The sequence below is a fragment of the Pseudomonas sp. Q12-87 genome (assembly GCF_001269755.1).
Taxonomy (GTDB): domain Bacteria; phylum Pseudomonadota; class Gammaproteobacteria; order Pseudomonadales; family Pseudomonadaceae; genus Aquipseudomonas; species Aquipseudomonas fluorescens_S.
The window spans coordinates 128,371-149,490 of the sequence record NZ_LHVI01000008.1 but is presented as its reverse complement, the minus strand read 5'-3'; the positions used below and the strand labels follow the sequence as shown (position 1 = coordinate 149,490).

Below are 21,120 nucleotides of genomic sequence, written 5' to 3'. Positions count from 1 at the left end.
GGAGCCCTGTCATGAACGCCCCGCTACCCGATCCGGCACTGGATAATTTCCACACCATCGCCGACGCCATCGCCACGCTCTTCTATCCACACGCCGAAGTGGTGCTGCACGACCTGCGCACGCAGAAAGTCGATTACATCGCCAATAACCTGTCCAAGCGTGAGATCGGCGACGATTCGTCCCTGGAAGACATGCTCAGCGAGGATGTCAGCGAGCGAAATATCGGGCCGTACGAAAAGCTGAATTGGGATGGGCAGAAAATTCGCAGCCTCACCAGCGTATTGCGCGACGCCGACGGCCATCCGCTGGCGGTGCTGTGCATCAACCTGAATATTTCGCTGTTCGAGAATGCCAAGGCCGCGCTGGATCTGTTCCTCTCGCCGGGCAAGTTGATTCCCCAGCCGGACTCATTGTTTCGCGATGACTGGCAGGAGCGGATCAATACCTTTCTCCACGCCTGGATGCGCGAGCGCCAGCTGAGCCTGAACCTGCTGACCCGCGACCACAAACGCGAGCTGGTGCTGGCGTTGCATGCCGAAGGCGCTTTCAAGGGCAAGAGCGCGTCCAACTATGTGGCGAATATACTCAACATGGGCCGGGCGACGGTGTACAAGCATTTGAAGGAGTTGAAGGAGTTGAAGGAGTTGAAGGAGTTGAAGGGCTGAGACCTTGGGTTGCCTTTGCTGACGCCTTCGCGAGCAAGCCCGCTCCCACAAAGGATTTGCGTTGAACACAAGATTTATGTCCAACGAAGATCCAATGTGGGAGCGGGCTTGCTCGCGAAGGCGATGTTTCAGTCGCCGTAGATGTCCGACTTGAAATACTTGGCCTGGATTTTCTGATACTCGCCACTGGCCCGAATCCCATCAATGGCCTTGTTCAAGTCCGCCACCAGTTCGGTATTGCCCTTGCGCACCGCGATACCGGCGCCTTCACCGACGTACTTCGGATCCTTGAGCTCGGGGCCTACAAAGGCGTAGCCCTTGCCGCGTGGCATCGACAGGAAGTCTTCCAGCGGAATGGTGTCGGCGAAAATCGCGTCCAGGCGACCCGACGCCAGGTCCATGTAGATTTCTTCGTTATTGCTGTAGCGCTTGACGGTGATGCCGTTGGGCTCGAAGACTTCCGTGGCGAAGCGGTCGGTGGTGGTAGCACGTTGCACACCCACGGTCTTGCCCTTGAGGCTGGCGTATTGGTCATCGACCACGGCGCCTTCCTTCATGACCAACCGCGACGAGGTGAAGTAATACTTGTGGGTGAAATCCACCGATTTCTTGCGCTCTTCGGTGATGGTCATGGACGACAGCGCCATGTCGATCTTCTTCACTTTCAGCGCCGGAATCAGCCCGTCGAACTCGCCTTCGATCCACTCGCACTTGACCTTCATCTGCGCGCAGAGAGCGTTGCCGATGTCGTAGTCGAACCCTTCGATCTTCCCTTCTGAAGTCTTGGACGCAAACGGCGGATAAGCCGCTTCGATGCCGATGCGCAGATTTTTTTCAGCGGCGAACAGGCTGCCGGAGGCCAACAGGCTCAAGGCCAGGCCGGTGATGAGGGGAAGCTTCTTCATGATCGATCTCTCGCGGGTTGTTGTTGGTTTGGCAGAGAAAGTAGGCCCAGCGGTGTTTTGTACTTATAAATCCATACTGGACTTTAATGTACACACCGTCAATTGGGGACCAGGAGAAAGTGATGGGAGGCTGGTGGCCTCTTCGCGAGCAAGCCCGCTCCCACAAGGAAACTGCGTCGAATACAAATACTGTGTACGACATCCATCCAATGTGGGAGCGGGCTTGCTCGCGAAGGCGGCATAACAATCAATGAAGAACTGCAGGGTATCTACTACTTCCAGCGATCCGCCGCCGCATGATCACTGTCGCGCCCTTCGACCCAACGCGGGCCGTCGATTGTGTTTTCCTTCTTCCAGAACGGCGCGCGAGTCTTGAGGTAATCCATGACAAAGGCGCAGGCATCGAACGCTGCCTGGCGATGGGCACTGGCGGCTGCCACGAAAACAATCGGCTCGCCCGGTTCCAGGGCGCCGATGCGGTGCAGCACTTCCAGCTTGAGCAACGGCCAGCGCTGCTCGGCCTCGGTGGCGATCTTGCCCAAGGCCTTTTCGGTCATGCCCGGGTAATGCTCCAGGAACATTCCGGACACGTCGAGGCCGTCATTGAAGTCGCGCACGTAACCGACAAAACTCACCACCGCCCCGACGCCGACGTTGGCTGCGTGCATCGCATTGACTTCAGCGCCCGGGTCGAACGGATCGGCCTGCACACGAATCGCCATGGCTCAGCCTCCGGTGACGGTGGGAAAGAATGCGACTTCGTCGCCGTCCGCCAGCGGCTCATCGAGCTGGCACAAATCTTCGTTACGCGCGCACATCAGGTTTTGCTCGCTCAGCACCTCGGCACCGTCGCGCTGGGCGAGCAGCGCGCGCACGTCGTCGACCGTGGCGAAATCGCCCTCTACCTTTACCGAGTCCACGCCCAAGGCCTCGCGATATCGAGCGAAAAACTTCACCGTGATGTTCATTGGGCCTCCGCCTGGAAGTGGCCACTTTTACCGCCGAGCTTTTCCAATACCCGCACGCCTTCGATGATCATGCCCCGATCCACGGCCTTGCACATGTCATAGATGGTCAGCGCGGCAACGCTGGCAGCGGTCAGCGCTTCCATTTCCACCCCGGTCTGCCCGGACAGTTTGCACCGGGCCACGATACGCACCCGGTCCTCCCCTTCAGCGGTAAGCTCGACCTTGACGCTGGTCAGCATCAACGGATGACAGAGTGGAATCAGGTCGCTGGTTTTCTTCGCGGCCTGGATGCCGGCGATGCGTGCGACGGCGAAGACATCGCCCTTGGGGTGACCACCGCTGACGATCATCTGCAGCGTGTCGGGCAACATGCGCACAAAAGCTTCGGCCGTAGCCTCACGGAACGTCACGGCCTTGTCGGTCACGTCGACCATGTTGGCGCGACCTTGGGAATCGAGATGAGTCAGCACAGGGTTACTCCTGATCGGGAGCGTCGATTGTAAACCTGTGGGTCAGATTCCGGCAGGACTGATTGTCGCACCGGTGGCGGTCCGCATCTATCCAATCATTGCAGAACCCTTGTGGGAGCGGGCTTGCTCGCGAAAGCGGAGTGTCAGACAGCCTATTTATAGCTGTTACACCGCCTTCGCGAGCAAGCCCGCTCCCACAGAGCCTGCTTATCGGGCGCAAAAAAACCGGGCGACGCTGAAGTCGCCCGGTTTGGCTGGAGTTACAGGTGCGATTCAGCGTATTCGGCAAGGATCGAGCGCGGCACGCCCTGCAGGGTGATGTGCACCCCGTTGGGGAAGTCCTTGAAACGTTCGGTCAGGTAGGTCAGCCCGGAGCTGGTCGCGGACAGGTAAGGGGTATCGATCTGCGCCAGGTTACCCAGGCACACCACTTTGGAACCGGCACCGGCACGGGTGATGATGGTTTTCATCTGGTGAGGGGTCAGGTTCTGGCATTCGTCGATCAGGATCAGGCTCTGCTGGAAGCTGCGCCCCCGGATGTAGTTGAGGGATTTGAACTGCAACGGCACTTTGCTGAGGATGTAGTCAACGCTGCCATGGGTGCTTTCGTCATCCATGTGCAAGGCTTCGAGGTTGTCGGTGATGGCGCCCAGCCAAGGCTCCATTTTCTCCGCTTCGGTGCCGGGCAGGAAACCGATTTCCTGGTCGAGGCCCTGCACGCTGCGGGTGGCGATAATGCGCCGGTAGCGTTTGCTGACCATGGTCTGCTCAATGGCGGCGGCCAGGGCCAGGATGGTCTTGCCGGAACCGGCGGCGCCGGACAGGTTGACCAGGTGAATGTCCGGGTCGAGCAAGGCGAACAGGGCCAGGCTCTGATAGATGTCACGCGGCTTAAGGCCCCAGGCCTCCTGGTGCAGCAGGGGCTCTTGATGCAGGTCGAGTATCAGCAGTTTGTCGACATGGATTTCCTTGATCCAGCCGACGAATCCTTGTTCGTCGATGATGAATTCGTTGATGTGCACCGCCGGCAGGTTGTCGATCAGTTGCACCTGGTGCCAGGTACGGCCGTGGTCCTGGCGGGTTTCGACCTTGCTTACACGGTCCCAGAAGGAGCCGGTCATGTTGTGGTAGCCGTTGGGCAGCAGCGAGACGTCGTCGACCAACTGGTCGGTGCTGTAGTCCTCCGCCGCGATCCCGCAGGCGCGGGCCTTGAGGCGCATGTTGATGTCTTTGGTCACCAGCACCACGGCTTGGTCCTTGTTGCGCGCGTGCAGGTCGATCAACTGGTTGATGATGATGTTGTCGTTCAAGTGTTCAGGCAGCACCAGGTTGGGTTCGGTGCGCTTGCTCATCAAGATCGAGAGCAGACCCTTGGGGCCGCTTTTGCCGCGCTGGATCGGCACGCCGAGCTCAACGTCTTCCGGGGAGGCATCGCCGAGGGTCTTGTCGATCAGGCGGATCGCCTGCCGGCATTCGGCCGCAACGCTGTGGTGGCCGCTCTTGAGTTTGTCGAGTTCCTCAAGGACAGTCATCGGGATGGCAACGTGGTGTTCTTCGAAGTTCAGGAGCGCGTTTGGATCGTGGATCAATACGTTGGTATCGAGTACATAGAGGATTGGCTGGTTGGAGGAAGGGCTACGTCCGTGGTCATCCATACTCGGTCACCTATGTGGGGGCCATTCGACGCAATACCGTGACAGTGCTGCGCCTCGAAGTAGCCACCGAATTCACCCGCGAGGATTCAGGTGAACTGCACACAACCTGGGTCTTGGAAGACGCCACCTGTGTTGCAGGTTTCGGCGGTCTGGCTTCTTGATACTCCAAAACCCATGACAGGAAAAAGCACTTTGACGCTTTTTTGAAGTTTATTTTTCAGAGTGACGAATAACCCTTGGCGTACCGCCACCGCACCGTTAAAGTCGGAAGTCCGGTTGTCATGAATGTGCGCCGAAATTTCCGCTCCCCCCAATGTTTCCGGGCCTTTCATGGCTTCAGCGAAACGCTTCCTGGCAGTCCGCCCATCCGATCCCGCTTTGCGCCGTCTGCGTGATGAGCCAGGGCATCGCCGTTTTCACCCCATCCTGCTTGGCATTGAAGTTGATCACCCCGTGACGCCACAGCAGCATCAGCGTCAGCGTGCGCTGGGCGCTCTGCTCGGGCTTGAGCCGACCGTTTCCGTCCTGTGGATCGATGTCCCATAGCGCCACTTGCAAGCCTTGTTGCCTGAAGAACGATTCGGCGTCGCCACGACGCTGGCCTTGGGGCGGACGGAACAGCGGTACGTAGTTCTCAGGCAGCTTGCCCTTGACCATCTCGACACTGCGCCGCACCGAGTCCTGCCAGTCCTGCCAGTGGCTGTGGGAACGGAACTCCCACCCCTGCACACCCACGCATTGTCCCGAGTAGAGCGCCTGCAAGCTGTTGACAGAGCGCTCCGCCAGCCGTGCCTGGATGTCCTTGCCCAGCACGAAGAACGTGCCGTTCATGTTCGACTTGCGCAGATATTCGGTCAGCCACGGGGTGTTATCCGGCGCAACGTTGGCACCGCTGTCAAACGTGAGCAGGAACAGTCGGTCGTGCATGTCCGCGCCGTTGCGTTCGTAATCGCCGAAACGTTCGATTTCGCTGCTGGTCTGGGGAAAAAGCGCGGCTTTGCGCAACAATTCGTCCCGGTATTGGGTATGGAAGATCTGGCTTGGCCCGGCCCACTTGAAGTAGTAGGAGTCTTCATCGAGGTGAAACCGGCGCGCTTCTTCACGCAGGGTCGCCATGTTCTCGACCAGGTAACAGAAGGAAGCGTCCTGGTCGCAGCTCTGCTGGGCGAAGTTGTAATTGGCAAGCAACCGCTGCCACAACCGCGCACGCAACGCCTCGACTGCGGGCATATTGACCGTGCGCAGCCCCAGGTACTGCTTGAGCGCAATTTCATCCATGGCGTCGGTGTCCAGCAGGACCCGGGCGAACATCAGGATTTCGGCCCGCGAGGCCACATCGAACAGGGTCGGATTGCTCAATTGCTCCGGCCAGGTGCTGCGGTCCAGGGTCGCGACGTCGTTGGGCGCGGCCATGGCTGCGAGGCTCAACAGCCAAGCCGATAACATTAGGGCAATGCGCAAAAGGGATGTCTCCATAACGAAACTTGCGCGGCATCATAGCTGATCCTGGCGAACTCATTTTGCAGCTTGCGTGGCGAGGGAGCTTGCTCCCGCTGGGTTGCGAAGCAGCCCCAAGATAGCTGGCGACCGCTTCGCGCTCGAGCGGGAGCAAGCTCCCTCGCCACGAAAGCCCCCACCATTACTCACCACCCATCACCTATCACCCCAATAGCTGGAGTCCACCCGGACAACCCCCTAGAATCGCCGCACCTTTGAAGGAGACGATTGCATGCTGATGGTGATTTCCCCCGCCAAGACCCTCGACTACGAAACACCGCCGGCCACCGAGCGTTTTACCCAGCCGCAGTACCTAGATCACTCCCAGGAGCTGATCGAACAGCTGCGTGAACTTTCGCCGGCGCAAATCAGCGAACTGATGCACGTCTCCGACAAGATCGGCGGCCTCAATGCCGCGCGGTTCGGCAGCTGGACGCCAGCCTTTACCCCCGCGAACGCCAAGCAGGCGCTGCTGGCTTTCAAAGGTGACGTGTATACCGGCCTGGACGCGCAAAGCTTTGGCGAAGCCGACTTCGATTACGCCCAGCAGCATCTGCGCATGCTGTCGGGTCTTTACGGCTTGCTGCGCCCGCTGGATTTGATGCAGCCCTATCGCCTGGAAATGGGCACGAAGCTGGCCAACGCCCGCGGCAAGGACCTCTATGCGTTCTGGGGCACCCGGATCAGCGAATGGCTGAACGAAGCCCTGGCCGACCAGGGCGATGACATGCTGTTGAACCTGGCTTCCAATGAATATTTCTCGGCAGTCAAGCGCAGCGCACTTAAAGCGCGCGTCATCGATACCGAATTCAGGGACCTGAAGAACGGCCAGCACAAGATCATCAGTTTTTATGCCAAGAAAGCCCGGGGTCTGATGAGTCGCTTCGTGATTCAGGAACGCATCAATGATCCTGCACAACTCAAGCAATTCGACATACAGGGCTACCGCTTCAACGCCCAACAGTCGAGCCCGGACAAATTCGTATTCCTGCGCGACCACGCCCCTGAATAAAGCATAACCTTATAACGCCCCCTGATTGGGGGCCTCGATCAATCGGCGACTTGTCATTTTAATTCCTTCCTCTTTCGCCAGTTCCATGGCGCCAATAAATCGACCCACTCCCCTGCTAACTTTTCTTTCACTCGACACTCGTCAGTTTTTTGCGTAGTGGCACCGATTTTTTTCTTCCGTAGTGGCAAAAGTATATCCACCCCCTCTAACTCCCTATTCATAAAGGGCGAAACGGCGAGTGCCATCATATTGCGAGCAGTGCCATCTTCGATAATATTTCGAAAAATTTCGAAAATCGCGATGAGCGGATCGGAACTATGTGAAATTGCACGGCTCATACCACCCGTAACGATTCTCGCCGTACGTGTAAGAGATAACTTACAGAGGACGTCGAACGAAGTAACCAAGTTGTCATGGCAACTTAGCGAAACGGTCGTCTTATTGGATCCACCCTTAAAGGATGGGAGATAACGCACCATTACTATCCCCTACAAGGCCAAGGCTGCGCCCCTATAACGTGCTCTCCTGAGCACACAAGCTTCTGATTTTGTGGGCTTTTTGCCAGGGATCAGAGGTGAACGACCTTTGCACGAACGTTCCCGACAACGAGGACTGGCTGCATAACAGGGCAGGTCATAACAACTAGGCCATTTTGCGCACAACTTGAGTGCAATTATTTGGACACTCGGAACTTAGTATGCCTGCACACGGACTTGTGGCGCCTGCATTCCACATTTCCGAGTGCACTATGACCGCTGGACACTATTAACTCCGGCCATTTAATGGCGTGAAAAACAGAGGTAAATGCGATGCGCATTAGCATATTTGGTTTGGGTTACGTCGGTGCAGTATGTGCCGGTTGCCTGTCTGCACGGGGCCATGATGTAGTTGGCGTGGATGTCGCCAAAGACAAAATCGACATGATCAACGCGGGTAAGTCGCCGATCGTTGAACCGGGTCTTGGCGAGTTGCTGGCGCAAGGTATTCAAACAGGCCGACTGCGCGGAACCACCAACTTCGCCGAAGCGATTCGTGATACTGATCTGTCGATGATTTGCGTGGGTACTCCCAGCAAAAAGAACGGCGACCTGGAACTGAACTACATCGAAGCGGTATGCCGCGAGATCGGTTTTGTCCTGCGCGACAAGACCACCCGCCACACCATCGTGGTTCGCAGCACCGTATTGCCGGGCACCGTTGCCAATGTGGTCATCCCGATCCTAGAAGACTGCTCCGGCAAGAAGGCTGGCGTTGATTTCGGCGTCGCGGTCAACCCTGAGTTCCTGCGCGAAAGCACCGCGATCAAAGACTACGATCAACCTCCGATGACCGTCATCGGCGAGTTCGACACAGCCTCTGGCGACGTTCTGCAATCGCTGTACGAAGAGCTCGACGCACCGATCATCCGCAAGGACATCGCCGTCGCCGAGATGATCAAGTACACCTGCAACGTATGGCACGCCACCAAGGTGACCTTCGCCAACGAGATCGGCAACATCGCCAAGGCCGTCGGCGTCGATGGCCGTGAAGTGATGGATGTGGTCTGCCAGGACAAGACCCTGAACCTGTCCCAGTACTACATGCGCCCAGGCTTCGCCTTCGGCGGCTCGTGCCTGCCCAAGGACGTTCGCGCCCTGACCTACCGCGCCGGTTCCCTGGACGTGGAAGCTCCACTGCTCAACTCGCTGATGCGCAGTAACGAGTCCCAGGTACAGAACGCCTTCGACATCGTTTCCAGCCACGACAAGCGCAAAGTCGCCCTGCTGGGCCTGAGCTTCAAGGCCGGTACCGACGACCTGCGTGAAAGCCCGCTGGTAGAACTGGCGGAAATGCTGATCGGCAAGGGTTACGACCTGCGCATCTACGACAGCAACGTCGAATACGCCCGTGTCCACGGTGCGAACAAGGATTACATCGAGTCGAAGATTCCTCACGTCTCGTCCTTGCTCAACTCCGATTTCGACGCAGTGGTCGACAACGCCGACATCATCATCCTGGGCAACCGCGACGAGAAGTTCCGCGCGCTGACCGAGAACGTACCGGAAGGCAAGCAAGTCATCGACCTGGTCGGTTTCATGTCCAAGGCCACCAACCCGAGTGGCCGGACCGAAGGCATCTGCTGGTAAGTCTGTTTGCCGGCCAGGGCTTGCCCTGGCCGGCCTTTCGCCTGCCTTAACCCATCGGGCCGCCCACAAGGCCCGCCCGAGATAGAGACGGATGCAGATTATGCACAGGCTAAAGCACGGCCTGCTTCAGGCCGCCGGTTGGCTGTTTTACTTGAGTTTATTGATGGGCATCGCCACGGCGCTGCCCACGTCCACGTTCGACTCCGAATCCAAGGACTTCATCTTCCTGATCGGTGCCGTGGGCATTTGGCGTTACTCCATGGGAGCAACGCATTTCGTGCGCGGCATGATCTTCCTGTACATCGTCTACCCGCACCTGCGCCGCAAGGTACGCAAGCTGGGCAGCGCGGCAGACCCGTCCCATGTGTACCTGATGGTCACCAGCTTTCGGATCGACGCGCTGACCACCGCCCAGGTGTACAGCTCGGTGATCCGCGAAGCCATCGACTGCGGGCTGCCCACCACCGTGGTCTGCTCCATCGTGGAAATGTCCGACGAACTGTTGGTCAAGAGCCTCTGGGCCCGCATGAACCCGCCAGCGCACGTCAAGCTGGATTTCGTGCGCATCCCCGGCACCGGCAAACGTGACGGCCTGGCCTTCGGTTTCCGCGCCATCTCCCGCCATCTGCCGGACGACCGTGCAGTGGTTGCAGTGATCGACGGCGACACCGTGCTCGCCGAAGGCGTCGTGCGCAAGACCGTGCCGTGGTTCCAGCTGTTCGGCAACGTCGGCGGCTTGACCACCAACGAGTTCTGCGAAGTGCGTGGCGGCTACATCATGAGCGAATGGCACAAACTGCGTTTCGCCCAGCGTCACATCAACATGTGCTCCATGGCCCTGTCCAAGCGCGTGCTGACCATGACCGGGCGTATGTCGGTGTTCCGCGCCACCGTGGTGACGAACCCGGACTTCATCGCCGACGTGGAAAGCGACTCGCTGCAACACTGGCGCCTGGGCCGCTTCAAGTTCCTCACCGGTGACGACAAATCGAGCTGGTTCAGCCTGATGCGCCTGGGCTACGACACTTTCTACGTGCCTGATGCAGCGATCAACACGGTCGAGCACCCGCCGGAAAAGAGCTTCATCAAGGCCAGTCGCAAGCTGATGTTCCGCTGGTACGGCAACAACCTGCGGCAAAACTCCCGGGCCTTGGGCCTGGGCTTGCGACGTCTGGGCCTGTTCACCTCGGTGGTGCTGTTCGACCAGCGTGTATCGATGTGGACTTCGCTGCTGGGCCTGACCGTGGCCTTGATCGCCAGCTTCAAGTACGGCACCGCGTTCATCCTGGTGTACCTGCTGTGGATCGGCATCACACGGTTGATCCTGACCTTGCTGCTGTCGTGCTCCGGTCACCGGATCGGCCCTGCCTACCCGGCGATTCTCTATTACAACCAGATCGTCGGCGCGCTGGTGAAGATCTACGTGTTCTTCCGCCTCGACCAACAGTCCTGGACTCGCCAGCCCACCCACCTGACCCGTGATCTCGCCAGCTTTCAACGTTGGTTCAACACTTGGTCGTCTCGGACCATGACCTTCTCCGCCGGCAGCATTTTTGTCGCCGTGCTGCTGACGATGGTCTGACCGGACTTGCATGAATTAACTAGGAAATCGCCCCTATGAACACCGCCGTGAATGTCAACGTAGTGCATGAATCAGAAGCCCAGCGCCAGCACGCCCGGGTAAAAATCCCGGCCAAGCTGCGTTTCTTCGGCCCAGACCGTACACCCATGGAAGTCAAGGTCCTGGACCTGTCCGCGGGCGGGCTGTGCTTCAACGCCGGCCAGACGCCGCTGAGAATCGGTGAAACCTACAAGGCCCGCCTGCAGTTCGTCATCGACAACCTTGGCCTGGCCATGGATGTGGAGCTGCAGATCCGCTCCTACGACCGCGAGACCGGCCGCACCGGTTGCCAGTTCCAGAACCTGGAGCCGCGGGACATCTCGACACTGCGCCACATCATCACCTCGCACCTGGCCGGCGATATCGTCGGCGTCGGCGATGTGCTGGCGACCCTGCAGCGCGACAACTTCACCAAGGCGCGCAAGCAAAAGGACCAGAACGGCGGCATGACCGTCCTGGGTCGCCTGCGGGCCGTGACCTTCAGCCTGGCGATCTTCCTCGTCGGCCTGGCCGCGTTCGGTTTCATCTTCAAGTCGGTGTACGGCATGTACTTCGTCAGCCATGCCCAGGCCGGCCTGGTGAACGTCCAAGGCATGTCCATCACCATGCCACGTGACGGCACCGTGCAAAGCCTGGTCAAGGCTGACGGCGTTGCCGCCAAGGGCGCCCCGCTGGCGACCTTCAGCACCAGCATGCTCGACGTGCTCAAGGGTCATCTGGACGACAACCAATTGCAGCCGGCCAAGGTTGAAGAACTGTTCGGCAAGCAAATGACCGGCACCCTGACGTCTCCATGCGACTGCATCGTGTCCCAACAGCTGGTATCCAACGGTCAGTACGCCAGCAAGGGCGACGTGATCTTCACACTGGTTCCACGCGGCACCGAAGCCAACGTCGAAGCGCGCTTCTCCTATCGCCAGTTCGGCGACGTGCGTCCAGGCACTGCGGTGAGCTTCCAGGTCGCCGGCGAAGACACCACCCGTACCGGCAAGATCGTCAGCAGCACCAGCCTGAAAAGCGAAGACCTGTCCTCCGATATCCGCGTGCTGATCAAGCCTGACGAACCCCTGGACAGCTCGCTGGCCGGCCGTCCGGTCGAAGTCCACAGCGACCGTGGTCCAAGCCTGAACTGGCTGATGGACAAAGCCATGGCCGTCGGTCGTTAAGTCGAGGATATGCCCGTGACCATTACAAAAATCCTGACCACCCCACAGCTCCTGTGGGAGCGGGCTTGCTCGCGAAAGGATCAACGCGGTCTCACCGTGGCAACGCAGCGCCTGCTTCGCGAGCAAGCCCGCTCCCACACGGGACATGCACTGTGCGCACTGGCGCTGGCTATCGGCCTTGGCGGCTGCGCAGGCTTGCCTGACCAGCGCCTGGCCAACGAAGCGCTCAAGCGTGGCGACACGGCGCTGGCGCAGCAGAACTATCAGCAACTGGCAGACCTGGGCTACAGCGAAGCCCAGGTCGGCCTGGCCGATATCCAGGTGGACAGCCGCGATCCCGAGCAGATGAAAAAAGCCGAGGCAACTTATCGCGCCGCGGCCGATATCTCGCCACGGGCCCAGGCCCGCCTGGGTCGCCTGCTGGTGGCCAAGCCCGGCTCCACCGAAGCTGAAAAACACGAAGCCGAAGGCCTGTTGAAGAAAGCCTTCGCCAACGGTGAAGGCAACACGCTCATCCCACTGGCGATGCTGTACCTGCAATACCCCCACAGTTTCCCGAACGTCAACGCCCAGCAGCAGATCAACCAATGGCGCAGCGCCGGTTACCCGGAAGCGGGCCTGGCGCAGATTCTGCTCTATCGCACCCAGGGCACCTATGACCAGCATCTGGACGAAGTCGAGAAGGTCTGCAAGGCCGCGTTGGCCACGACTGACATCTGCTACGTCGAACTGGCCACGGTCTATCAGAAACGCGGCCAGGCGGACCAGCAGGCCCAGTTGATCCAGCAAATGCAGGCCGGTCACAGCCGTGGCGTCGTGTCCGCACAGCGCGTGGACAGCGTCGCTCGCGTACTGGCCGATGCCAGCCTGGGCAAGACGGACGAGAAGACCGCCCAGTCGTTGCTCGAAGGCATCGCCCCTGGCTACCCCGCCGCCTGGGTCAGCCTGGCGCAACTGCTCTACGACTTCCCTGAATTGGGTGACGTCGACAAGATGATGCAATACCTGGACAACGGCCGCGCCGCCGACCAGCCGCGCGCCGAACTGTTGCTGGGCAAGCTTTACTACGAGGGCAAGTGGGTGCCAGCCGACGCCAAGGCTGCCGAGGAGCATTTCCAGAAAGCCGTTGGCCGCGAAGTGGCCGCCGACTACTACCTCGGCCAGATCTATCGCCGCGGCTACCTGGGCCAGGTGTACTCGCAAAAAGCCCTGGACCATCTGCTCAAGGCCGCCCGCAACGGCCAGAACAGCGCCGATTTCGCTATCGCCCAGCTCTTTTCCCAAGGCAAGGGCACCAAGCCCAACCCGGTCAACGCCTACGTTTTCAGCCAGTTGGCCAAGGTGCAAAACACCCCGCAGGCGATCGAGCTTGCCCAGACCCTCGAAGCACAATTACCGCCGGAACAACTTGCACAAGCGAAACGCCTGCTACAACAAGAGCAGGCCATTCGCGGCGCCATGAGCCCCGATACGCTGGAACTGCAAGCCCTAAAAGAAGATGACGGCGAGGAACCTCTATGAAGCTTTTGAAGCTCAATCCTTTTGTACAGGCCGGTATTGGCCTGACGTGCGCCCTGCTGTGGTCCTGCCCGACCCTGGCGGCCCTGACGGACACCAAGAACTTTGGCCTGGAAGTGAAAATCACCGGCCAGTCCGAAGACGACCGTGACCTCGGCACCCAGAGCGGTGGCGACGTCAACGGTATCGGCCTGGACCTGCGCCCATGGGTCTACGGTGAAAGCGGTGCCTGGAGCGCCTACGCCATGGCCCAGGCCGTGACGTCCTCCGACATTATCGAGACCGATACCCTGCAACAGTCCGATGGCGCCAACCAGCAAACCGACAGTGGCGACCGCGAAGCCAAGAAAAGCTACCTGGCCATGCGCGAATTCTGGATTGGCTATCGCGGCCTGACCCCCTACCCGGGCGAGCAGTTGAAGTTCGGCCGCCAGCGCCTGCGCAACGACGACGGCCAATGGCGCGACACCAATATCGAAGCCCTGAACTGGATCTTCGACACCACCCTGTTGCGGGCCAACCTCGGCGTCGCCGAGCGGTTCAGCGAATACCGCACCGACCTCAAGGAATTGTCCCCCAAGGACAAGGATCGCCTGCACGTCTACGGTGATGTGAGCTACCAGTGGATGCCAGGCCAGTGGGCCGGTATCCGTGCCCACCACACCCATGACAACGGCAGCCTCGACTACCCGACCCCGGGCGAGCCCACCGACACCCTGGACAAGACCCAGAACGGTGACTTGACCTGGCTGGGCCTGGAAGCCAACAGCGACGCCTACAACTGGCGCAACACCAACACCATCAACTACTGGGCCAGCCTGACCGGCATGACCGGCGACCGTGACACCGTCAACCCGCTCAACGCCGACGGCACGCGCCCCGCGCAAGCCAAGCACAGCGATGACGTGGACGGCTGGGCCACCGACCTGGGTATTCGCCTGCGCCTCGACCCGCAATGGCAGGTCGGTGCGGCTTATGCCCGGGCCAGCGAGGACTACGAACAGAACGGCCTGCAAAGCAACCGTTCGAACTTCACCGGCACCCGCTCGCGCGTCCACCGTTTCGGCGAAGCCTTCCGTGGCGAAATGGCCAACACCCAGAGCGCCAGCCTGTTCGGTTCCTGGCAGTTGCGTGACGAGTACGACGCCAGCCTGGTGTACCACAAGTTCTGGCGCGTGGACGGCAACAAGCCGGTGGGCAGCAACGGCATCAACGCCGTGGAGAACAACACCGACGACGTGACCGGCGCGATCCTCTCCACCTCGACCCTGCCGCTGCGTGACGGCGACAAGGACCTGGGCCAGGAAGTCGACCTGGTGGTCACCAAGTACTTCAAGCAAGGCCTGCTGCCGGCTGCGCTGAGTCAATCAATTGATGAGCCGTCGGCGCTGGTGCGCTTTCGTGGCGGCGTGTTCAAGCCAGGCGACGCCTACGGCAAAGAGGTCGATTCGTATATGCATCGTGCCTTCGTCGACGTGATCTGGCGCTTCTGATGCGAATGGCCATGGGAGTGCCCGATATGAACCGCTACCTCAGGAACAGCCAGGCGATGAAAGGTTCGATCAGCCTGTTGGTCGCAGCCATGCTGCTGGCCGGCTCGCCGGCGTTCGCCAACGTTGAACCGGCGGTCAAGCCGGGCAACGTGGTCAAAGAACTGCAACGGGCCAAGACCTACACCGTCAGCAGCGCGCCGACCGAACCGCTGGAGCTGGCCAAGCCGACCCTGCCCGACCTCAAAGGCTATACCGCCGAAGCGGTCGCGGCCAAGATCGTGCGCAGCAAGCCCGGCAAGATCAGCGTGCGCCGGATGATGCAGGAAAACGCCTTGAAGGACTTCATCGGCGGCGACAACAAGATGGCCGAGTGGGTCGTGCGTCAGCACGGCATCCCACAGGCCATCTTCGTTGACGACGGCTACATGAACCTCAAGGACTTGGCCAAGAAAGTGCCGAAGTACATCATCGAAACTTCGCCAGGTGTCTACCTGGCGAAGATTCCGATTGTCGTCGGCCAGAAAGGCATCCTCGAAATCGACAAGCAGACCCAGGAACTGCGCCTGTCCCAGGAGGGCGGTTCGTTCCTGGTCAACGATGGCCACATGTTCATCCGCGACACCAAGGTCACCGGCTGGCGTGAAAAGGACAATGGCCCCGCCACGTTCCGTTCGCCCAAGGAATTCCGTCCGTTCCTGCTGGCCTGGGGTGGTACCGAGACCTACATCGTCAACACCAAGATGGCCAGCTTCGGCTACTCCAACAGTAAGTCGTATGGGGTGAGTATTTCCCAGTACACCCCGAACATGGCCAAGGTGCTCAAGCGCCCGGAACCGACCGGTTGGATCATCGGTTCCGAGTTTTCGGACATGTGGTACGGCTTCTACTGCTATGAAACCCGCGACTTCGTGGTCAAGAGCAACACCTACAAAGACAACATCGTCTATGGCATTGACCCCCACGACCGTTCGCATCGGCTGATCATCGCCGACAACACCGTCTACGGGACCAAGAAAAAGCACGGGATCATTATTTCCCGTGAGGTCAACGACAGTTTCATCATCAACAACCGCAGCTACGACAACAAACTCTCGGGCGTGGTGATCGACCGTAACAGCGTGAACAACCTGATCGCCTACAACGAGATCTACAAGAACCACACCGACGGCATCACCCTCTATGAGAGTGCTGACAACCTGTTGTGGGGCAACAAAGTGATCAGCAACCAGCGCCACGGCATCCGGATTCGTAACAGCGTGAACATCCGCCTCTACGAAAACCTGTCCATGGCCAACGGCCTGACCGGCCTCTACGGCCACATCAAGGACCTGTCGGACACCGACCGGGACATCAAGCTCGACCCGTTCGACGCTGAAGTGTCGCTGATCGTGGTCGGTGGCGAACTGGCCGGCAATGGCAGCGGTCCGTTGTCCATCGACTCGCCGTTGAGCGTCGAGCTGTACCGCGTGTCCATGCTCGCGCCGACCAAATCCAGCGGCATCAGCTTCACGGGGATTCTTGGCGAACGCCAGGATGAAATTCTCGACCTGCTGGTGCGCCAGCAGAAAGCCGTGCTGATCGACCCTGTCGAACGCCAGACCGAAATGCGGGACTGAGGAATGACCTTTATGAACCCACAGATGATTAAATTTCTGGGCCTGTCCGCCCTGACTGCCGGCATTCTCGCTGCCGCAAGCGGCGCCCGCGCCGATGAAACCCAGGCGCCGACTTTCACCGCCGAACCGTGCTGCAACCTGTGCCCTGCCGCTCACGATGCAAAGAACTACACCACGCGCTACCAGCAAAACTTCACCACGCTGGTGCAGGCCCAGGGCGACTGGCTGTTCCGTACCCAGGAAGACCTGCGTACCGAGTTCAACACCACCCCGGCCGGCTACAAGCGTCTGCAACAGCTGCATGATGCGTTCAAGGCAAAAGGCGTCGAGCTGGTGCTGGTCTACCAGCCAACCCGTGGCCTGGTGAACCGCAACAAGCTCAACCCACAGGAAAAGGCCGCTTTCGATTACGAGAAAGCCCTGACCAACTACAAATCCATGTTGGGTCGTTTCGCCCAGATGGGTTATGTGGTGCCGGACCTGTCGCCGCTGACCAACGAAAACCAGCCTGAAACCCTGCCGGCCCACGACTTCTACTTCCGTGGCGACCAGCACTGGACGCCATACGGCGCCCAGCGCACCGCCAAGATCGTTGCCGAAAAGGTCAAGCAGCTGCCGGCCTTCGCCGACATTCCCAAGCGTGAGTTCGAGACCAAGAAGTCCGGCCGCATGGGCAAGACCGGCACCTTGCACAATATGGCCGGGCAACTGTGCGGTACCAGCTACGCGATCCAGTACATGGACCAGTTCACCACCGAGCCCAAGGGCGAAGCCGGTGACGGCGACCTGTTCGGTGATTCCGGTAACCCGCAGATCACCCTCGTGGGTACCAGTCACAGCGGCAAGAACTACAACTTTGCCGGTTTCCTGGAAGAGGCCATCGGCGCCGACATCCTCAACGTTGCCTTCCCTGGCGGCGGTTTCGAAGGTGCGATGATCCAGTACCTGGGCAGCGAAGAGTTCCAGAAGAACCCGCCGAAAATCCTGATCTGGGAATTCTCGCCGCTGTACCGCCTGGACCAGGAAACCATCTACCGCCAGATGATGGCGCTGCTGGACAACAACGGTTGCGAAGGCAAGCCGGCGGTGATGAGCAGCAAGACCGCGCTCAAGCCCGGCAAGAACGAATTGATGGTCAATAGCAAGAACATGGATCTGCGTAACAGCAGCCACCAGGTCGACATCCGCTTCGCCGACACGTCGGTGAAAACCTTGCAAGCCACCCTCTGGTACATGAATGGGCGCCACGAGGATATCAAGATTGAAAAACCGGATACCTCCGACACCGATGGGCGTTTCGCCTTCCAACTGCGCACCGACGACGATTGGGCCTCGCAAAACCTGCTGGCTGTCGAAGTCCAGGGTCCCGACGCCGGTGCAGCGCCACTGCAGGTAGAAGCGAAAGTCTGCAAACGCAACGCATCTCCGCAAGCCGAGCAAACCACGGCTCAGATCGGACAATGAGGTCTCGTCTCATGACCAGAACCATGCGCACCCGAACGTTGAAAAATCTGTTGGCACCGTCCCTGCTGACCCTGGCGATGTTCGCCGGGGCCACCCAGGCCGCCGCCCCGCTGCGCCCGCCACAGGGTTACTTCGCCCCGATCGAGAAGGTCAAGGTGGGCGAACCTGCCCAAGGCTGCGATGCGGTTCCGGCGCCCTACACCGGCTCGCTGCAATTTCGCAGCAAGTACGAGGGCTCCGACAAGGCCCGCGCCACGCTGAACGTGCAATCGGAAAAAGCCTTCCGTGACAGCACCGCCGACATCACCAAGATCGAGCGCGGCGTCAGCAAGCAGGTGATGCAATTCATGCGTGACGGTCGCCCCGAACAATTGCAATGCACCCTGAACTGGCTGACCACTTGGGCCCAGGCCGATGCGTTGATGTCCAAGGACTTCAACCACACCGGCAAGTCCATGCGCAAATGGGCCCTGGGCAGCATGGCTTCGGCTTATGTGCGCCTGAAGTTTTCAGACTCCCACCCATTGGCCAATTACCCGCAACAAACCCAACTGATCGAGGGTTGGTTCAGCCGTATGGCCGATCAGGTGGTCAGTGACTGGGACAACCTGCCGCTGGACAAGACCAACAACCACTCCTACTGGGCCGCCTGGTCGGTGATGGCCACTTCCGTGGCAACCAACCGCCGCGACCTGTTCGACTGGGCCGTCAAGGAATACAAGGTCGGCGTCAACCAGATCGATGCCGATGGCTTCCTGCCCAACGAACTCAAGCGCAAGCAACGGGCCCTGTCCTACCACAACTATGCCCTGCCGCCGCTGGCGATGATCGCCAGTTTTGCCCAGGTCAACGGCGTGGACCTGCGCCAGGAAAACAACGGTGCCCTCAAGCGCCTGGGTGATCGGGTGCTGGCCGGGGTGAAAGACCCGGACATCTTCGAAAAGAAGAACGGCGACGAACAGGACATGAAGGATTTGAAGATCGACTCCAAATTCGCCTGGCTCGAGCCGTTCTGCAGCCTCTACACCTGCCCCGAGGATGTGTTGGAACGCAAGCATGAAATGCAGCCGTTCAAGACCTTCCGCCTCGGCGGCGACTTGACCCGGGTGTACGACCCATCGCGGGAAAAAGGTGAGAAAGGAAGCTGACACCCTTATCCCTGCTCGGCAGGGAACCCTTGTGGGAGCGGGCTTGCTCGCGAATTCGGTCTGACATTCAACAATGATGTCGACTGATACACCGCCTTCGCGAGCAAGTCCGCTCCCACAGGGGCAGTATCAGAAATGAACTGTGTTACGCCCCCCGGTTTTCACGGGGGGGTTTGGGGGGGCTCTGGCCCTTGACTGTTGATTCAACATGGAGAGATCGGGATGGTATTTTCATCCAATGTGTTCCTGTTTCTGTTCTTGCCGATCTTTCTCGGCTTGTACTACTTGAGCGGGCAACGCTATCGCAACCTGCTGCTGCTGATCGCCAGCTACGTGTTCTACGCCTGGTGGCGGGTGGACTTCCTGGCGCTGTTCGCCGGCGTAACGCTGTGGAACTACTGGATCGGCCTGAAGGTGGGTGCCGCCGGCGTGCGCACCAAACCGGCCCAACGCTGGCTGTTGCTCGGCGTGGCAGTGGACCTGAGCATCCTGGGCTACTTCAAGTACGCGAACTTCGGCGTCGACAGCCTCAACGCGATCATGACCAGTTTCGGCCTGGAGCCGTTCATCCTGACCCATGTGTTGTTGCCGATCGGGATCTCGTTCTACATCTTCGAGTCCATCAGCTACATCATCGACGTCTATCGCGGTGACACCCCGGCGACCCGCAACCTGATCGACTTCGCAGCGTTCGTGGCCATTTTCCCGCACCTGATCGCCGGCCCCGTGTTGCGTTTCCGCGACCTGGCCGACCAGTTCAACAACCGCACCCACACCCTGGACAAGTTCTCCGAAGGCTGCACCCGCTTCATGCAGGGCTTCATCAAGAAAGTGTTCATCGCCGACACCCTGGCGGTGGTGGCCGACCATTGCTTCGCCCTGCAGAACCCGACCACGGGAGATGCCTGGCTCGGCGCCCTGGCCTACACCGCACAGCTGTACTTCGACTTCTCCGGCTACAGCGACATGGCCATCGGCCTGGGCCTGATGATGGGTTTCCGTTTCATGGAAAACTTCAAGCAGCCCTACATCAGCCAGTCGATCACCGAGTTCTGGCGCCGCTGGCACATCAGCCTGTCCACTTGGCTGCGCGATTATCTCTACATCACCCTGGGCGGTAACCGCAAAGGCACGTTGATGACCTATCGCAACCTGTTCCTGACCATGTTGCTCGGTGGTCTGTGGCACGGCGCGAACTTCACCTACATCATCTGGGGTGCCTGGCACGGTATCTGGCTGGCCATCGAAAAAGCGGTGGGCATCAACACCACGCCACGCAGCATCAACCCGATCCGCTGGGCGTTGACCTTCCTGCTGGTGGTGATGGGCTGGGTGATTTTCCGGGCCGAGAACCTGCACGTGGCCGGTCGCATGTACGGCGCCATGTTCAGCTTCGGCGACTGGTCGTTGTCGGAACTGACCCGTGCCAACCTCACCGGCCTGCAGATCGCCACGCTGGTGGTGGCCTACATCACCCTCGCCTTCTTCGGCCTGCGGGACTTCTACACCAACCGTCCGCCGGTCAAGACCAAGCCTGAGGTCAATACCGAGGCCAACGGCCCGGCCACCGCACAACCGGGGTTGATCAAAGCCGTACCGGGCGATAACCCGGCCACAATCCACGAACCGGGCTACACCGTGGGTGTCGAAGCCCAGGTGCAACCGGCCTACTGGACTGTGGATTGGTCGCGCTACGTGATGCGCGCCCTCGTACTGCTGCTGTTCATCGCTTCGATTCTCAAACTTTCGGCGCAAAGCTTCTCGCCGTTCCTTTACTTCCAGTTCTGAGGGATCTG

At 59.7% G+C, this 21,120-nt stretch carries 19 protein-coding genes; 11 read left to right on the top strand and 8 right to left on the bottom strand.

Annotated elements, in window-relative coordinates; genetic code table 11:
- Positions 1–11 precede the first annotated feature (11 nt).
- Positions 12–665, top strand: coding sequence for a transcriptional regulator (locus tag AD663_RS04635; protein ID WP_053213346.1), 654 nt, complete (start codon positions 12–14; stop codon positions 663–665).
- Positions 666–793: 128 nt separating this feature from the next.
- Here AD663_RS04635 and AD663_RS04630 read toward each other — a convergent pair whose 3' ends face one another.
- The 7 genes from AD663_RS04630 to AD663_RS04605 form a co-directional block, all read right to left on the bottom strand.
- Positions 794–1,570, bottom strand: coding sequence for an ABC transporter substrate-binding protein (locus tag AD663_RS04630; protein WP_003178316.1), 777 nt, complete (start codon positions 1,568–1,570; stop codon positions 794–796).
- A gap of 272 nt (positions 1,571–1,842) precedes the next feature.
- A complete protein-coding gene (gene moaE, locus AD663_RS04625; RefSeq protein ID WP_003178314.1) occupies positions 1,843–2,292 on the bottom strand; it encodes a molybdopterin synthase catalytic subunit MoaE in 450 nt (149 codons plus the stop codon).
- Positions 2,293–2,295: 3 nt separating this feature from the next.
- A complete protein-coding gene (moaD, locus tag AD663_RS04620; protein ID WP_003178312.1) occupies positions 2,296–2,538 on the bottom strand; it encodes a molybdopterin converting factor subunit 1 in 243 nt (80 codons plus the stop codon).
- Positions 2,535–3,008: a cyclic pyranopterin monophosphate synthase MoaC gene (moaC, locus tag AD663_RS04615; protein WP_003178310.1), complete on the bottom strand. Its 474-nt coding sequence runs from the start codon at positions 3,006–3,008 to the stop codon at positions 2,535–2,537. The genes moaD and moaC overlap by 4 nt, the downstream gene beginning before the upstream one ends.
- A gap of 260 nt (positions 3,009–3,268) precedes the next feature.
- Complete coding sequence (locus tag AD663_RS04610; RefSeq protein ID WP_003178308.1) at positions 3,269–4,663, bottom strand: PhoH family protein; 1,395 nt, start codon at positions 4,661–4,663, stop codon at positions 3,269–3,271.
- An 86-nt stretch (positions 4,664–4,749) separates the two neighbouring features.
- Positions 4,750–4,995, bottom strand: a complete 246-nt coding sequence (locus AD663_RS28870; protein WP_157062703.1) for a hypothetical protein — start codon at positions 4,993–4,995, stop codon at positions 4,750–4,752.
- Between the two features lie 4 nt (positions 4,996–4,999).
- Positions 5,000–6,124 carry a polysaccharide deacetylase family protein gene (locus AD663_RS04605; protein WP_003178306.1) on the bottom strand — a complete coding sequence of 375 codons (1,125 nt, stop codon included), beginning with the start codon at positions 6,122–6,124 and terminating at the stop codon, positions 5,000–5,002.
- A gap of 268 nt (positions 6,125–6,392) precedes the next feature.
- Here AD663_RS04605 and yaaA point away from each other — a divergent pair, with 268 nt between their 5' ends.
- Positions 6,393–7,172, top strand: coding sequence for a peroxide stress protein YaaA (gene yaaA, locus AD663_RS04600; RefSeq protein ID WP_003178303.1), 780 nt, complete (start codon positions 6,393–6,395; stop codon positions 7,170–7,172).
- Between the two features lie 53 nt (positions 7,173–7,225).
- On the opposite strand, the gene AD663_RS28865 is transcribed toward yaaA, so the two are convergent.
- Positions 7,226–7,510, bottom strand: coding sequence for a hypothetical protein (locus AD663_RS28865; protein WP_152632670.1), 285 nt, complete (start codon positions 7,508–7,510; stop codon positions 7,226–7,228).
- Positions 7,511–7,981: 471 nt separating this feature from the next.
- Between AD663_RS28865 and AD663_RS04595 the strand changes: the two genes are divergently transcribed.
- From AD663_RS04595 to AD663_RS04555, 9 genes are all read left to right on the top strand, one after another.
- Positions 7,982–9,298: a nucleotide sugar dehydrogenase gene (locus AD663_RS04595; protein WP_003178301.1), complete on the top strand. Its 1,317-nt coding sequence runs from the start codon at positions 7,982–7,984 to the stop codon at positions 9,296–9,298.
- 100 nt (positions 9,299–9,398) lie between these two features.
- On the top strand, positions 9,399–10,880 hold the full coding sequence (gene alg8, locus AD663_RS04590; protein WP_003178299.1) for a mannuronan synthase: 1,482 nt from the start codon (positions 9,399–9,401) through the stop codon (positions 10,878–10,880).
- Positions 10,881–10,915: 35 nt separating this feature from the next.
- Positions 10,916–12,085, top strand: coding sequence for an alginate biosynthesis protein Alg44 (locus tag AD663_RS04585; RefSeq protein ID WP_053213345.1), 1,170 nt, complete (start codon positions 10,916–10,918; stop codon positions 12,083–12,085).
- Between the two features lie 15 nt (positions 12,086–12,100).
- Entirely contained in the window at positions 12,101–13,606 is a 1,506-nt protein-coding gene (gene algK, locus AD663_RS04580) for an alginate biosynthesis TPR repeat lipoprotein AlgK (protein WP_003178296.1), read from the top strand.
- A 5-nt stretch (positions 13,607–13,611) separates the two neighbouring features.
- Positions 13,612–15,096, top strand: coding sequence for an alginate export family protein (locus AD663_RS04575; protein WP_033046404.1), 1,485 nt, complete (start codon positions 13,612–13,614; stop codon positions 15,094–15,096).
- 26 nt (positions 15,097–15,122) lie between these two features.
- Complete coding sequence (gene algG / locus AD663_RS04570; RefSeq protein WP_053213344.1) at positions 15,123–16,712, top strand: mannuronan 5-epimerase AlgG; 1,590 nt, start codon at positions 15,123–15,125, stop codon at positions 16,710–16,712.
- A gap of 12 nt (positions 16,713–16,724) precedes the next feature.
- Positions 16,725–18,176 carry an alginate O-acetyltransferase gene (locus AD663_RS04565; protein WP_003178290.1) on the top strand — a complete coding sequence of 484 codons (1,452 nt, stop codon included), beginning with the start codon at positions 16,725–16,727 and terminating at the stop codon, positions 18,174–18,176.
- A gap of 23 nt (positions 18,177–18,199) precedes the next feature.
- A complete protein-coding gene (locus AD663_RS04560) occupies positions 18,200–19,324 on the top strand; it encodes a mannuronate-specific alginate lyase (protein WP_053213357.1) in 1,125 nt (374 codons plus the stop codon).
- A 222-nt stretch (positions 19,325–19,546) separates the two neighbouring features.
- Positions 19,547–21,112 carry an MBOAT family protein gene (locus tag AD663_RS04555; protein ID WP_053213343.1) on the top strand — a complete coding sequence of 522 codons (1,566 nt, stop codon included), beginning with the start codon at positions 19,547–19,549 and terminating at the stop codon, positions 21,110–21,112.
- Positions 21,113–21,120 lie beyond the last annotated feature (8 nt).